The sequence below is a fragment of the Amycolatopsis solani genome (assembly GCF_033441515.1).
Lineage (GTDB): Bacteria > Actinomycetota > Actinomycetes > Mycobacteriales > Pseudonocardiaceae > Amycolatopsis > Amycolatopsis solani.
In genome coordinates this window covers 3,023,561-3,038,022 of record NZ_JAWQJT010000001.1, presented here as the reverse complement: position 1 = coordinate 3,038,022, position 14,462 = coordinate 3,023,561, and the positions used below count along the sequence as shown (strand labels likewise).

The following is a 14,462-nucleotide window of genomic DNA, read 5'->3' as shown; positions in this document are numbered from 1 at the left end:
GTGCAGGCGTGCCCACCCGCGCCCTGGTCTTCGACTTCGACGGCACGCTCGCCGACACCGAGTCCGCCGTTCTCCGTGCCTGGCAGGAGGTCTTCCGCGAGCACGGGACCGAGCTGCCCCTCGAAGCCTGGTACGCCGTCATCGGCACCCAGCACACCACGCCCGCGATGTTCGCCCTGCTCGCCGAACACGTCCCCGGCATCGATCCCGATGCACTGCGCCCGAAAACCAAAGCCCGGGTCTACGAACTCCTCGAGACCCTCGGTCCCCGCGAAGGCGTCGAGACCTACCTCGAAACCGCGCGTGAACACGGCCTCAAGCTCGCCGTCGCGTCGAGCTCGTCCGGGGGCTGGGTGAACCCGCACCTCGAGCGGCTCGGCATCGCGCGGTACTTCGACGCCGTCCTCACCGGTGACCTGCACCAGGCCAAGCCCGACCCGGACCTCTACCTCGCGGCGCTCAACGCCCTCGAAACCGACGCGCACGAGACCATCGCCTTCGAGGACACCCCGCACGGCGTCACCGCCGCCAAGGCCGCCGGGCTGACCTGCGTCGCCGTGCCGAACGCCATCACCGAGAGCCTCGACTTCCGGCAGGCCGACGTCGTGCTGCCGTCCTTCACCGCGAAGCCGCTCGAGGCGTTACTCGAAGACTGACAGCAGGCGGTCCAGGAACGGCAGCTGGCCCTTCACCAGCTTCTCCCTGGCCACCTCCAGCGAAAACCACGCGACGCGGTCCACCTCGGGGAACTCCTGCTGACGGCCCGACCGCGGCGGCCACTCCATGGTGAACGTCCCCGGCACGACGGCCGCCGGGTCGAGGTCGGCGGCCACCGCCCACGCCGTCACGACCTTGCCGCCCGACTGCTTGACCTCGCCCAGCGGGACGTACTCGCCGGTGGGCGCCGGCAGGCCCAGCTCCTCCGTGAACTCCCGGCGCGCCGCGGCCTCCGGGGACTCGTCCGGGTCCAGCTCGCCCTTGGGCAGCGACCACGCCGCCGCGTCCTTCTTCGCCCAGAACGGCCCGCCCATGTGCCCGAGCAGCACTTCGAGGGCCTCGCCCTGCCCGCGGTGGAGCAGGAGCCCGGCACTGCGTTTACCCGCCATCGCCCCAGTCTGCCGAAACCCGCCGAAAAAAATCCGGCGGGGTTGTCGATCCGGCGGTGACCCGCTCGACGCCTAGGCAGAAGGCAAGGAAGAACCCAGGGAAGGAACCCCGCAATGACCACCACCATCGCCCGCGAAGCCCAGACCACCGCCACCGCGAAGAACCAGGTCACCGGAGTCGTCATCGGCGCGAGCCGGATCGTGATCTCGTTCCTGTTCGGCTTCCACGGCCTGCAGGGATTCGGCTTCTTCGGCGGAATCGACGGCCAGGGCGGCGGCGTCCCGTTCGGCTCGTTCCCCGGCTGGTGGGGCAGCGTCTTCGAACTCGCCGGCGCCCTGCTGCTCCTCGTCGGGCTCGCCAGCAGGCCCGCCGCGATCCTGCTCTCCGGCGTGATGGCCTACGCCTACTTCACCGTGCACGCCCCGATGGGCCTGCTGCCCCTGCAGAACATGGGCGAGCCCGCCGCGGTCTACGCGTGGATCTTCCTGCTGTTCGCCGCGATCGGCCCGGGCCGCTTCGCGCTCGACACGCTCATCAAGCGCCGCCGCTGAAGCAACCCGAGCGCGGTCCGGTCAGTAGCCACCCTGGGCGGCTGCGAGATCGGACCGCGCCATCACGTGTTCCATCAGGCTGGTCAGCACCTGCTTCGTCGATTCGCGCTCACGCGCGTCGCACAGCAGCAGCGGGACGTCCATGCCGACGTCGAGCGCCTGCCGGACCTCCTCGGTGCCGTAGCGGTACGCGCCGTCGAAGCAGTTCACGCCGACGACGAACGGCAGGTTGCGGCGCTCGAAGAAGTCCACCGCCGCGAAGCAGCTGTCGAGGCGCCGGGTGTCGGCCAGCACGACGGCGCCGAGCGCGCCCTCGGCCAGCTCGTCCCACATGAACCAGAACCGGTCCTGCCCCGGCGTGCCGAACAGGTACAGGATCAGGTCGGGGTTGATCGTGATGCGGCCGAAGTCGAGCGCGACCGTCGTCGTGGTCTTCTGCTCGACGCCCGACAGGTCGTCGACCCCCTCGGAGGCGGTCGTGATGACCTCTTCGGTCCGCAGCGGCGGCACTTCGCTCACCGAGCCGACCATCGTGGTCTTGCCGACCCCGAACCCGCCGGCGATGAGTACCTTGACCGCGGTCGCGGTCAGGTTCCGCCGGGGGTCAGAGTTTCCGGATGCCATCAAGGACCGCCTGCAATACGTGTCGGTTGGGGGTTTCCTGGACCGGTGCCGCGGTACGGAACAGCACCAGGTTCTGCTCGATGAGGTCGCTCAGCATCACCTTCACCACGGGCAGCGGGAGATCGACCCGGGCGGCCACCTCGGCCACCGAGACCGGCCGCTGGCACAAGGCGATGATGCGCGCGTACTCCGGTTCGAGCATGCCCGCTTCGTGCGCGGTGCGCAGGGCGACGACGAGCGTGATGAGGTCGAGCCCGAGCGTGTCCGACCGCGTGCGGCCGCCCGTGACCGCGTAGGACCGGACCAGGGGGCCGGCCTCGTCGTCGAACCAGGCTTCGTGCCGTCCGCTCATGGCGACGTGGGCTGGACGCCGGCCCGCGGGGCGGAGGTGAGCACCTGACCGACCCGTTTCACCATCAAGTTCATCTCGTACGCGACGAGGCCCATGTCCGCGTCCTCACGGGCGAGCAGGGCCAGGCAGGCACCCCGCCCGGCCGCCGTCACGAACAGGAACGCGTGGTCCATCTCGACCATCGTCTGCCGGACGTTGCCGCCGCCGAAGTGCCGTCCGGTCCCGCGCGCGAGGCTCTGGAACGCCGAAGCCACGGCGGACAGGTGTTCGGCGTCCTCCTCGGAGAGGTTTCCCGATCGGCCGATCAGCAGGCCGTCCGAGGACAAGACCACCGCCCGGTCCGCCCCGGCGACCCGTTTGACGAGGTCGTCCAGCAGCCAGTCGAGCTCGTGGGCGCCTGAGTTGACCATTACTCGCGCTCTCCGTACGTGTCGTCGTTCTCGGGAAACTCTGCGTCGCGGGCCCGGCGGGTGCCCTGCTGGAACGCGGACAGCCTGCTGCGGGCGGCCTCCGGGGAGTCCAACCGCACCTCTTCGCGTTCCTGCACGGGCTTATCTTCCCGCAACTGGGGCACGAGGCTCTGCTGGCGTCGCCGTTGGGGCAGCGGCGGCCGGCCGGGCGCCTCCGGGCGGCGCGGCTGCTGCGGCCGTCCTTCGGGCACCGCGGGCCGCGGTTCCTGCGGCGGCCACGCCGGCTGCTGCGCGGCCGGGCGGGCCGGGCGCGCGGTCCGGTTCGGCGGGGACGGCGGGCGGACCGGGGCCACCGGCTGCGCCTGGGTCGGCTGGCTCACCGGCTCCGAGACGGACCCGACCGGGACCGGCGTCGGCGCGGACGGCGGCTGGACCGGAGCCGGCGGCGGCACGACGGCGGGCTGGGCCGGGGGCGTCACCGGGGCCGCGGGCGGCTCGGTGCGGTGCCGGGCCGGACGGCGCTGCGGCCGCTTGAGCGGCGCGACCTCGTCGTTGCCCGGCTCCGGCTCGACCGGGTTCGGGACGAGCTCCGGCTTCGGCGGCGTGATCGGCTGCTCCGGCTCGAGCTCGGTGAGCGGGGCCAGCAGGTCGGTGCGCACCAGGACGATGGCCCGGGTGCCGCCGTAGGCGGACTCCCGCAGGTGCACCTGGATGCCGTGCCGCGCGGCCAGCCGCGCGACCACGAACAGGCCGAGGCGCGGCTCGTCCGACAGCGCCATGATCCCGAAGTCCGGCGGGTCGGCCAGCATCCCGTTGATCTCTTCGGTCTGGTCCGGCTCGAGCCCGAGGCCCTGGTCTTCGACCTCGATCACGACGCCCTTGCCGACCACGTTGCCGCGGATCTCGACCCGCGACTGCGGCGGCGAGAACGACGTCGCGTTGTCGATCAGCTCGGCGAGCAGGTGCACGAGGTCGCCGACGACCGGGCCGCGGATGGCGATCTGCGGCAGCACCGCCGTCTTGACCCTGGCGAAGTCCTCGGTCTCGGCGGACGCGCCGCGGACCAGCTCGGCCAGCCCGACCGGGTTGCGCCACTGCCGTCCCGGCTGCCCGCCGCCGAGGATGATCAGGTTCTCGGCGTTGCGGCGGGCGCGGGTGGAGAGGTGGTCGAGCTGGAACAGGGTGTCCAGCTGCTCCGGGTCCTCCTGCTTGCGCTCGGCCTGGTCGAGCACCTTGAGCTGGCGGTGCACGATGACCTGGCTGCGGTGGGCGATGTTGAGGAACACCGTCTTGGTGCCCTCCCTGGTCTTCGCCTCGTCGATGGCGGCCGCGATGGCGGTCTGCTGCGCCTTGTTGAACGCGTCGGCGACCTGGCCGATCTCGTCGGTGCCGTGGTCGAGGAAGTGCCCGCCCTCTTCGAGGTCGACCGGCTCGCCGGCCTGGACGCGCGCGACCAGTTCGGGCAGCCGGACCTCGGCCGCGTCGAGGGTGTCCTCGCGCAGCCGGTGCAGCCGGCCGATGAGCCGGTTGGACAGCCGGACGGCGACGAAGACCACGAAGACCGCGAACAGGACGGCGATCACACCGGCGATCAGCGACTCGGTGAACGTCGAGTCGGCGTCGTCGATCGCGGCCTGGCTCGCGTTCGAGCTCTGCGCGACGAAGATGCCCATCAGCGCGTCGCCGACCTGGCGGGCGGCGGTGCGCCACTGGTCCTGCGCCACCGGCAGCTTCGTTAGGTCACCGCGCAGGAAAGCGGTTTCCACCTGGGTCACGACCTGCCACGGCTGGCTGGCCAGCAGCTGGTCGTACTTGGCCTTGACCTCGGGGATCATCTTCGGCGCCGACGCGTCGAGCTGGGCGTGGTAGGCACCGACCTGGCCGACGTAGGCGCGGAAGTCGTCGTTCGTGAGCCCGCCCGCGGCGAGCCCGGCGGCGGCGAGCGCGTCACTGCGCTGCATCGCGTCCGCCGCGGTGAACAGCGGGATCGCGGTCAGCCGGTCGAACGCGTTCTGCGCGCCACGGGCCTTCTGCGCCAGCCCGGCCACACCGTCGGTGAACTGGTCGAGCATCTTGTTGTAGAAGGCGAAGGCCTGGCTGATCTGGATCTGGCCGCTGTCGACCGCCTGGCGCGTCTGCGGCAGCTGCTGGAAGACGCCGAAGAACGTGGCGATGTTCTTCTGGACGCTCGGCGGGGTGTCGTTGTAGTCCGCGAAGTTGTCCCGGAGGTTCTCGATCTCCTTGGCGGCGGTCTGGTCGACCTTCGGCCGGACGGCCGCGAGCACGGCCCGCTGGTTGCCCTGGCCGGCGAGGAGGCTCAGCGTCGCCTGGCGCTCCTGCTGGAGCGCGGCGAAGAACGGGATCGCCGGGGCTTCCGAATTCCGGATGCGCGTGGTGTAGTCGCGTGCGGTGACCGCGTCGTAGATGAGGTAGCCCGCGAGGGCCACGCCCACCAGCAACAACGCCACACTGGGGATGAGCGCGATCGTGAGCACGCGCTTCCGAATCGAGGATCCCCGGTTTCGTCGAAGAGAAATCTGCTTCACCTGGGTCCGTTTTCCTTCCGGCAGTACATGGTTTCGGGTCGCCCGAGGTGGTCAACACCCGGATTCCGACCAGCCGGATCAACATCACCGTGGTCTGCTTCGCCCGCGACGACGGTATGCAGCCGCTCAGGGCGCGTCAAGTCCGTGGCGAGAACGTGATCTTGGAACGGTGACCCGTCCACACTTGCTGCCTGCGCTTGGAAAGTCCACCACCGAAAGTCGTGACGTTCGTCCCAGGTCGACTTCCGTTTCCTCACAGGGGTGCACGCTGGTACCGGTTGCGGTCCGCGCGCCGAGCCGGCCCGGGGCCGCTACGTACGAAGCCGCCGGATGGTTCGGTGAGAAACGTCACGGGTCGGTGAACCCGGTCACCCGCCACGGCTTCGTACGGGCGAGACCGCTTCCGGAAAGCGGAAATACGCGATATTCGCGAAGCACGCCGCGGATTCGCCGGAGAGCGCACCGGAATTCCCGCCTTTCCGCACGCGTGCCCGCGCGGGCACGCGTGGTGGCGCCGGTACCGGTTCCGCGGGCCGTCAGCCCGGGAACTCGTCCGCGAGGGTGTTCCAGAAGAGCAGTTCGTAACTCTGGAACAGCCGCGCGTAACGGCGGGCCTCGGCCGGGTCCAGCCGCCGCGCGTCGAGGCCGGCCTGGATCGCCGCGAGCGCTTGTTCTTCGATTTCGGGAACGTCCGCAGCGAAAAAGTCGAAGAACGCGCACTCGGTGTCGGTGAAGCGGTAGTGCTCGCGCATCGCGGCGGCGACGTCCCGGCAGTACCGGCCGAAGGCGGCGAAGTTCGCGAAGATCCCGGCCACGGCGGCCCCCGACTCGCCGTTGAGGGCGAGCCACGCCACGTACGCCGGGTACGCCTGGCAGCCCGCGCGCGGGAGTTCCTTCCCGTGGTCCGGACCAGTCGCCGCCAGCAACGCGTCCAGCATCGCGTTCGCCTGCTGCTCCCCCGGCGCGAGACCGCCGAAGAAAGCGCGCGCCTTCGGCTCGTCGGCGCGAGCGGCGAGCGCGTGGAAGCTCCGCCAGTCCGACAGCGTGATCAGCTTTTCTTCGGCGGCGAGCGCGGCGAACACCGCGCGCGGCGCCCGGCCGGCGGCGATCGACGGCACGAGCCGGTTGTCGCCGTCGCGCGGCGCGAGTTCGGCCTGGATCTTTTCGAGCAGTGCACGAGCGGACCGCGTCATCGCTTCCCCCTGGAGTCCGTGGTCCTCCCATTGAAGCGCGGTTCGCGCGCGGGCGCCCGTGTACACAGTGGACGGTCGTGGGGGCCTGACCGGGATGTCCGTTTCGACGGTGCCGGTTGTCGTGGCCGCGATTCTCTATCCACCTCGGCCGGGAGCCCCTACAGTGTGGCCATCCGCAGCTCCGAGGAGGCCAGCGTTGACCACCCCGTCCGTCGCCGAGCAGACCGAAGGCCAGACGATCCCGCGGCTGTTGCACCGCAACGCGGTCGACTACCCGGACCTGCCGGCGATCACTTCGCTCGACCTCGAAGGCCGGCCGACGCTGAGCTGGCTGGAATTCCGCACGGCGATCGCGGAGGTGTCCCGCGGACTGGCCGGGCTCGGGCTCGCCGCGGGTGACCGCATGCTGATCATGGCGCCCGGCTGCCCCGACCACATCATCGCCGACCTCGCCGCGACGCACCTGTCCGCGATCCCGTGCACCGCCTACGCCACGCTCAGCCCGGACCAGATCCGGTTCGTCGCGCGGCACAGCGCGGCACCGATCGTGGTGCTCGGCGGCGAGGCCGAGCTGGCGCGCTGGCGCCCGGTGCTCGACGACCTCCCCGCGTTGCGCCGCATCGTCGTGATGGACGAAGCCGCGATCCCGGAAGGCGACGGCCGGTTCCTCTCCCTCGCCGAACTCCGGAACTGGGGCCGGGAAGCGCTCGCCGCCGACCCGGACGCGTTCGAGCGGTCGTGGCAGGACATCAAGCCGGACGACCCGCTGTCGATGATCTACACCTCGGGCACCACCGGTGACCCGAAGGGCGTCGTGCTGTCGCACCGCAACGCGATCCACCAGGCGTACGCGGTCACCGAGCTGCACCACCCGCCTATGCACGCGACCAACATCGCGTACCTGCCGCTCGCGCACATCGCCGAGCGCGAGCTGTCGGTCTACCTGCCGATCGTGTGGGCCGGCCACGTGCACACGCTCGCCGACCCGACCGCGGTCGCCGGTGCGCTCGGCCAGGTGCACCCGCAGAGCTTCTTCGGCGTCCCGCGGGTGTGGGAGAAGATGGTCGCCGGCCTGAAGAACATGCTCGGCAGCGTCCCCGAAGACCGGCGCACGGCGTTGCTGCAGGCCAACGAGCTGCTGCAGCAGGGTTACAAGCTGCGCAGCGCCGGCCAGGAGGTGCCGGCCGAGCTCGCCGAGAAGATCCGGCAGACCGACGAAGCCGCGCTGGCGCCGGTGCGCGGGCTGCTCGGCCTCGACAAGCTGTTGGTCGCCTCCAGCGGCGCGGCCGCCCTGCCGGTGGAGATCATCTACTTCCTGGCCGGCCTCGGCGTCGAGATCTGCGAGGTCTGGGGCCTGTCGGAGACGACCGGCGCGGCGACGTCGAACTCGAGCACGGACTTCCGGGCGGGTTCAGTGGGCAAGCCCCTCGAAGGCGTCGAGGTGAAGGTCGCCGACGACGGCGAGCTGCTGGTCCGCGGCCCGATCGTCTTCCTCGGCTACCTGCAGGAGGACGGGACGATCCAGGACGCGACCGACGCCGACGGCTGGTACGCGACCGGCGACATCGGCACGATCGACGAAGACGGCTTCGTGACGATCACCGACCGCAAGAAGGAACTGATCATCACCTCGAGCGGCAAGAACATCGCGCCGACCCGCATCGAGGGCCTGCTCAAGGAGCACCCCTTGATCGGCCAGGCCGTCGCGATCGGCGACGACCGCCCGTACGTGACGGCCCTGATCGTCCTCGACGACGAAATCGCCCCCGGCTGGGCCGCGGCGAACGGCGTCGAGGCCACCCCGGAGGAGCTGCCGTCCCACCCGGCGGTCCGCGCGGAGCTGGAGCGCGCGGTCGAGTCGGCGAACAGCAGGCTGGCCCGGATCGAGCAGATCAAGCGCTACCACGTGCTGCCGAAGGCGTGGACCCCGGAATCCGGCGAGCTGACCCCGACGCTCAAGCTCAAGCGCCGGGTCATCAACGACCGCTACTCGACGAACATCGAGGCCCTGTACGCGGCAACCCGCGACCCCGAACCGGCCGCCGGCGCCTGACCCCTCGCGTCACTTTCCCTACGAAAGCTCCACACCGGGAGGCGGCACTTTCCCTATGAAAGTGCCGCCTTCGGTCAAGCCGTGCGGGGTGAGGTCGACTCCGTCCACTTGCGCAGCCGCGGCGGGACGCGCTTTTCCAGGCCGTAGTTCTCCAGGTGGGCGGAGAACACCTCGTCGAACGCCTTCTGCACCGTCTCGGTGTCCCACACCTCGCGCTCGAGGATCGGCTGCTTGAGGAACGGCTGGCCCATGACGTGCAGCTGCGGGCCGTTGCACCGGATCATCTGGCCGGTGATCCCGTGCGAGCCCGCGCCGAGCAGGAACAGCACGACCGGGGCGATCCGGGCCGGCGTGCGGTCCGGCGGGCAGGCGCGCAACGAGCGCTCGGACTTCCACACCATGCGCGTGTGCGCGAGCGGGCAGACGGCGTTGACGCGGATGCCCTGCTCCTCGAGGTCGAGCGCCCAGGAGTAGGTCAGCGACGCGACCGCGCCCTTGCTCGCCGCGTACACGCCGAGCTTGCGCTGCCCGAGCGAGGCGCCCGAGGAGATGTTGACGATCGACCCGCCGGTGCCCGCGCCGACCATCGCCTTGATCGCGGCCAGCCCGGTGTTCACCACGCCCATGACGTTGACGGCGACGAGCTCGCGCGCCTGCTCGGCGTCGTCCTCCCAGGGCAGTGCCTCGTAGTTCAGCCCGGCGTTGTTGACCAGCCCGTCGATCCCGCCGAACTCCTTGACGCACAGGTCGACGATCTCCTGCGCCTGCCCCGCTTCGGCCACGCTGTGCCCGCTGGCGACGGCCAGTCCGCCGTGCGCCCGGATGCTCTCCGCCGTCCGCTCGGCCAGTTCGACGTCGATGTCGTTGACGACCACCGCGCCGCCCGCGCGGGCGACGTGCACCGCGAACGCCTCGCCGAGACCCCGGCCGGCGCCGGTCACCACGACCGCTTTGCCTTGCATCAACCCGTCCATCGTCCACTCCCCGCTCTGCGGCGCCGGCGGCGCGCGCGTCCCGTCCACCCCGGCCGGCTCTGAGTCCAGTCTTGGCCCATCCGGCCCAGCGGGGCAGCGCCCCGACGACGAGCGGCGGCCGCCTTGCGCCGAGCGAATCCGGTTCGATCAGTCCGGAGGTACCCGCGCACCGGTCAGAGCCACCGTCCACCGCCTCTTCGGGGGTGACCCGATCGGCCCCTCGACGGGGTGAGTGGCGTCCGTTCCGAGGACATCGGCGCGTAGTCGGCGCCATACTGTTAGTGCTTCCGGGAGGTCAGCGGTGACTCCCCCGGACGGGGTCGTCACTGGCGAGGCACAATGCGGACGGTCCATGTTCACTCGATCGGGGGACGGTGGTTACGAGGTGACGACGCGCGCGACACCGCGGCTGCGGGCCGTCCTGGCCAACCGCGAGTTCCGCGCGCTGTGGTTCGCCGAAACCCAGTCGATGCTCGGCGACCAGCTGACCATCGTCGCCCTCGCCATCCTGATCTTCGACCGGACCGGGTCGCCGCTGCTCTCCGCCGCCGTCTACTCCCTGACGTTCCTGCCCGCGCTCGCCGGCGGGCTCGGGCTGTCGCAACTCGCCGACCGGTTCCCCCGCCGCGCGGTGCTCGCGACCGGCTCGCTCGCGCAGGCCGGGCTGATCGGGCTGATGGCCGTGCCCGGGATGCCGATGGGCTGGCTGTTCGTCCTGTTCGTCTTCGCCCGGCTGGCGAACGCGCCGTGCAACGCGGCGCAGAACGCGCTCGGCCGGGAGATCTTCACCGACGACGACGTCTACCTGCAGAGCCAGGACCTGCGCGGGATCACGAACAACACGGCCATGCTGGCCGGGCTCGCCGTCGGCGGGCTGCTGGTCACCGGGATCGGGACGTCGTGGGCGCTGGCGATCGACGCGCTGACGTTCCTGGTCGCCGCCGTCGCCGTGCGGCTGATGATGCGGCGGCGCCCGGCCGCGGGGAACGGGAACGCACCGTGGTTCGGCGCCGTGAGGCAGGTTTTCGGCGACGAACGGCTGCGGGTGCTGCTCTACCTGTCCTGGCTCGTCGGCCTGGCGGTGATCCCGGAGGGGCTGGCCGCGCCGCTCGCCGCGCAGCTGGGCGCGGGTGACCAGGCCGTCGGCTGGCTGCTGGCCGCCGATCCGCTGGGGTTCGTGGTCGGGACGTTCCTGCTGTCGCGGTTCGTCTCGACGGAGCACCGCCGCAAGCTGCTGGGCGTACTGGCCGCGTTGCCGCTGGCCGCGCTCGCGGCGTTCGCGCTGCACCCGAACCTGGTGCTCGCGCTGGTCCTGCTCGCGCTGGCCGGTGCGACCGGCGCGTACGTCATCACGGTGTCCGCCACGTTCATCACGTGGGTGCCCAACGACATCCGGGGCAGCGCCGGCGGGCTGTACCGGACCGGGCTGCGGGTCGCGCAGGGGGTGGGCGTCGGCATCGGCGGGCTGGCCGCCCAGGGCCTTGGTTCCGCGAACGCGACGATCGCGCTCGCCGGTGCGGTGGGACTGCTGCTGGCCGTCCCGGTGGGGTTCGCCTGGCGCCGGGTGGGCGGCGGCGAGCCGGAACCGCGGCCGTCATGAGCCGGGGTTTCAGAGGTCACGGTTGGCCATCGGAAGCCACCTCTCCGTGCAGTGAAGATCATGAATGGTATTCAGTCGGTCACAGGTCGCGGTTGCGCACGGTCGCCACCTCTCGGGTAATCGGGGAGGACAATTCGACGGCTCATCAGAGATCGCGGTTGGTCAACGGTGCCACCTCCGTGTGGGGAGCCTGAAGATGCTTTTGGTCCGCGTTCCCGGCAGTTCCACCGAGGACTCGGCAGTTCCGTTGCAGTGGGATGGTACCCGCCAAGGGAATGCGTGAACACTCTGGCAGGTACCGATGAGATTACTCAAGACCCGAAGTAGGCTGGAAAGGAGGTGACCAATTGCATCCCGGACCAGACGACGCCGCGACCGGCGCCGGCGAACCCCCGGCCGACGACCGGCCGCGGCCGCCGTCGCCGCACGAACAGCCGGACCAGCCGACCACGCCCGGTGGTCCACCCCGGACGGTCTGGCGCGAGCACCCGTACTCGCCGCGGAACTGGGCGCTCTGGCGGCGCCGCCCCCGCGTCATCGCTTTCATGCTGGGCAGCGAGGGATTGGCCATCGCCGTTCTCGCCATTTCGCTCGCCCATTCACAGGCGCTCGTTTCCCGCGATTGGCTGAACTTCGGAATCCTCGCCGCCGGCGCCACCGTGCACATTCAGCTCACCCAGCGCCAGGAGGAAAGGCGCCGGAACCGCAAAAAGACGGTGCTGATCGACCTCACCGCCGTGTGGACGTTTTCCGCGGCGATGATCCTGCCGGTTCCCCTGACGTTGCTCGTCATCTTCGTGGTCCGGCTCCAGCATTGGTTCATCGCCCGCCGCCCGGCCCACAACTTCATTTTCTCGTCGATCACGCACGGTCTCGCGGCGGTGCTCGCGCACCTCACCTACACCGCGCTCGGCCCCCATTTCCTGGGCACCGGCTGGGCCGACTTCCTCGCCGAGTTCGGCGCGATCGTCGTCACCGCCGCGATCTACGAGGCGATCCAGATCGTCTACGTCGGCGGGGCACTCGCGCTCGGCATGTCCTCCGAGCCCACCGTGCGTAACGTCCTGGGCAGCCCGGCCGACAACATGCTCGAAGCGATCACCGTCGGCCTCGGCGCGGTGACCGCGATTCTGCTCGCCGTCGTCCCGCCGATGGTCGTGGTGATGGCGGTCGCCACCGTGGTCTTCAATCGGCTCGCGGAACTCGACCAGCTCCAGAACGACGTCCGGACCGACCCGAAAACGGGCATTCTCAACATGCGCGGCTGGTCGGAGTCGGCGGAGCGCGCGCTGGAACGGACCGCACGATCGAGTGATCAGCTGGCACTCCTGATGGTCGATCTCGACCACTTCAAGTGGATTAACGACACCTATGGACATCCGGCGGGCGACGACGTGCTCCGCACCGTTGCGCAAACGCTCGACGAAGTGACGAGACCGAGCGACTTGGTCGGCCGTTTCGGCGGTGAGGAATTCCTCATTCTGCTCCCGGACATCGACGAAGAGGCCACCTGGGACGCGGCCGAGCGGATACGCGCCGCGATTGCGAAGTTGCACATCGTGACCACGGACAAACGCGGCGACCCGGCGACGATCGCGGACCGCACGACGTCGATCGGAGTAGCCCGCCACCCCCGCCACGGCGACACCCTGGAGCGCCTCCTCCAGTCCGCGGACGCGGCGGTCTACCTGGCCAAGGAGAACGGCCGCGACCAGGTCTGCTTCGCCCCGGACACGCTCACGCCCCCAGCGGCACCGTGAGCTCGAGCTTCACGAGCACGTCAGCACAGGCCCGAGCGGCGGTGGGAGCGAGCCGCAGCAGCTCCCCGCGATAACCGGCGGACTCGAGCCGCAGAAACCGAGCCCCGGCCGCGGGCCGCGGATGGCACCAGTGCCGGACGGTCCCGGTCCCTGCGTGGTCCTTGGCGAGGACGAGGTACTCGTGCCCGAGGTCGTCGGCCACCCGGCCCAGCCCGTTCCACCAGAGCGCGCGAAGGGTCGTCCCTTCGTCGTCGAGAGCGAGGTCGACGGGCGGATCGGCGTCGATGTCGACGCGGAAGCCGAGCGCGCCTAGGTGGAGCGCCCGAACGCGGAGGAAGGCACCGGCAGCCCGGAGCGGACGAGGGTCGGCGGGGTGATGACCGCGGTCCGACGCTGGTCCCCTCCCCGCACCTGCATCGCGCGGCGCCGGCCCAGCCCCCGCGCCACCGGCGCAACCCGCCGCCGGCCCGCCCGACCCGGGTTCGCCAGCCGCCGCCCGGCCGCCCGACCCGGGTCCGCCGCCCACCGCCGGATCGCCCTGCTCGGGTCCGGTCCCCACTCCGCCGACATTGCCCGCCACCGGCCCACCTGACGCAAGCCCACTCCCCGCGAGCTCACCCGACCCGGGTCCGCCGCCCAGCGCCGAACCGCCCGGGTCGCGTTCGCCCCCCGCGCCACCCGCCGCTGGCTCACCAGGTCCAAGCCCACCCGCCGCCGGACCGCCCGGCCCAAGCCCACTCCCCACGCCACCACCCGCCACCGGACCACCCGGCCCGCCCGACCCAAGCCCATCCCCCAGGACCGAGCCGCCCTCCCCGCCAGCCTCACCCAGCCCCAGATCCCCCAACGCCAGCCGTGGCACCACCGCCGCCACCGCCAGTTCCGCCGCCCGGCGCCCGTCCTCCACTGCCGGTACCAACGGCAACCCCAGCAGCTCATCCGCCAGCAACCGGCACCCGCTCACCCCAGCCCACCCCAGCGCCGCCGCTCGCAACCCCGGTTCGCCGCGGAGCCGGTCCAGCAACGGGCCCACCCGCCCCCACCTCCGGCTGTACCGCGCCGCCCGGACCAGTCTCGCCGCCTCCGGGCAGCTGCCGTCCGGGCCGTACACGCCCGTCATCGCCTGGCCGAGGGCGCTCAACTGCCCCGCCAGCACCACCCGCGCGACCGCGCCCGGGCAAGCCCGGGCCAGCTCGGCCGGTGATCGCGAGCGCAACGCCCGCGCCAGCGCGCGCAGGTCCGGGCTCCGGGGTTCGCGCAGCACCGCGCCGGGAGCCAGCGAGCGCAACGCC

General features: G+C 71.1%; 13 protein-coding genes. 6 read left to right on the top strand and 7 right to left on the bottom strand.

Annotated elements, in window-relative coordinates; translation table 11 throughout:
- Positions 1 to 8 precede the first annotated feature (8 nt).
- Positions 9 to 656: an HAD family hydrolase gene (locus SD460_RS14975; protein ID WP_290061844.1), complete on the top strand. Its 648-nt coding sequence runs from the start codon at positions 9 to 11 to the stop codon at positions 654 to 656.
- Here the strand turns inward: SD460_RS14975 and SD460_RS14970 are convergent.
- Complete coding sequence (locus SD460_RS14970) at positions 642 to 1,106, bottom strand: NUDIX hydrolase (protein WP_318306257.1); 465 nt, start codon at positions 1,104 to 1,106, stop codon at positions 642 to 644. The two genes, SD460_RS14975 and SD460_RS14970, sit on opposite strands and share 15 nt — an antisense overlap.
- Before the next feature lie 114 nt (positions 1,107 to 1,220).
- On the opposite strand from SD460_RS14970, the gene SD460_RS14965 reads away from it, so the two are divergent.
- Entirely contained in the window at positions 1,221 to 1,658 is a 438-nt protein-coding gene (locus SD460_RS14965; RefSeq protein ID WP_290061846.1) for a DoxX family protein, read from the top strand.
- A gap of 21 nt (positions 1,659 to 1,679) precedes the next feature.
- Here the strand turns inward: SD460_RS14965 and SD460_RS14960 are convergent, their stop codons facing one another.
- The 5 genes from SD460_RS14960 to SD460_RS14940 form a co-directional block, all read right to left on the bottom strand.
- Positions 1,680 to 2,282, bottom strand: coding sequence for a GTP-binding protein (locus SD460_RS14960; RefSeq protein WP_004561734.1), 603 nt, complete (start codon positions 2,280 to 2,282; stop codon positions 1,680 to 1,682).
- The gene (locus tag SD460_RS14955; RefSeq protein ID WP_072476759.1) at positions 2,263 to 2,634 is read right to left on the bottom strand and encodes a DUF742 domain-containing protein; all 372 of its coding nucleotides are present in this window, start codon (positions 2,632 to 2,634) and stop codon (positions 2,263 to 2,265) included. The genes SD460_RS14960 and SD460_RS14955 overlap by 20 nt, the downstream gene beginning before the upstream one ends.
- Complete coding sequence (locus tag SD460_RS14950) at positions 2,631 to 3,044, bottom strand: roadblock/LC7 domain-containing protein (RefSeq protein WP_086859064.1); 414 nt, start codon at positions 3,042 to 3,044, stop codon at positions 2,631 to 2,633. The genes SD460_RS14955 and SD460_RS14950 overlap by 4 nt, the downstream gene beginning before the upstream one ends.
- Positions 3,044 to 5,539, bottom strand: a complete 2,496-nt coding sequence (locus SD460_RS14945) for a sensor histidine kinase (RefSeq protein ID WP_318306256.1) — start codon at positions 5,537 to 5,539, stop codon at positions 3,044 to 3,046. Before SD460_RS14945 ends, SD460_RS14950 begins: the two co-directional genes overlap by 1 nt.
- Positions 5,540 to 6,126: 587 nt before the next feature.
- A complete protein-coding gene (locus SD460_RS14940; protein WP_290061206.1) occupies positions 6,127 to 6,783 on the bottom strand; it encodes a TenA family protein in 657 nt (218 codons plus the stop codon).
- 196 nt (positions 6,784 to 6,979) lie between these two features.
- On the opposite strand from SD460_RS14940, the gene SD460_RS14935 reads away from it, so the two are divergent.
- A complete protein-coding gene (locus tag SD460_RS14935) occupies positions 6,980 to 8,836 on the top strand; it encodes an AMP-dependent synthetase/ligase (protein WP_290061204.1) in 1,857 nt (618 codons plus the stop codon).
- A 74-nt stretch (positions 8,837 to 8,910) separates the two neighbouring features.
- On the opposite strand, the gene SD460_RS14930 is transcribed toward SD460_RS14935, so the two are convergent.
- Positions 8,911 to 9,810: an SDR family NAD(P)-dependent oxidoreductase gene (locus SD460_RS14930; RefSeq protein ID WP_290061201.1), complete on the bottom strand. Its 900-nt coding sequence runs from the start codon at positions 9,808 to 9,810 to the stop codon at positions 8,911 to 8,913.
- 352 nt (positions 9,811 to 10,162) lie between these two features.
- On the opposite strand from SD460_RS14930, the gene SD460_RS14925 reads away from it, so the two are divergent.
- From SD460_RS14925 to SD460_RS14915, 3 genes are all read left to right on the top strand, one after another.
- A complete protein-coding gene (locus SD460_RS14925; protein WP_290061198.1) occupies positions 10,163 to 11,410 on the top strand; it encodes an MFS transporter in 1,248 nt (415 codons plus the stop codon).
- 545 nt (positions 11,411 to 11,955) lie between these two features.
- Complete coding sequence (locus tag SD460_RS14920; protein ID WP_290061196.1) at positions 11,956 to 13,170, top strand: GGDEF domain-containing protein; 1,215 nt, start codon at positions 11,956 to 11,958, stop codon at positions 13,168 to 13,170.
- A gap of 154 nt (positions 13,171 to 13,324) precedes the next feature.
- Positions 13,325 to 13,483 carry a hypothetical protein gene (locus SD460_RS14915; RefSeq protein ID WP_290061193.1) on the top strand — a complete coding sequence of 53 codons (159 nt, stop codon included), beginning with the start codon at positions 13,325 to 13,327 and terminating at the stop codon, positions 13,481 to 13,483.
- The last annotated feature ends 979 nt before the right edge of the window (positions 13,484 to 14,462 follow it).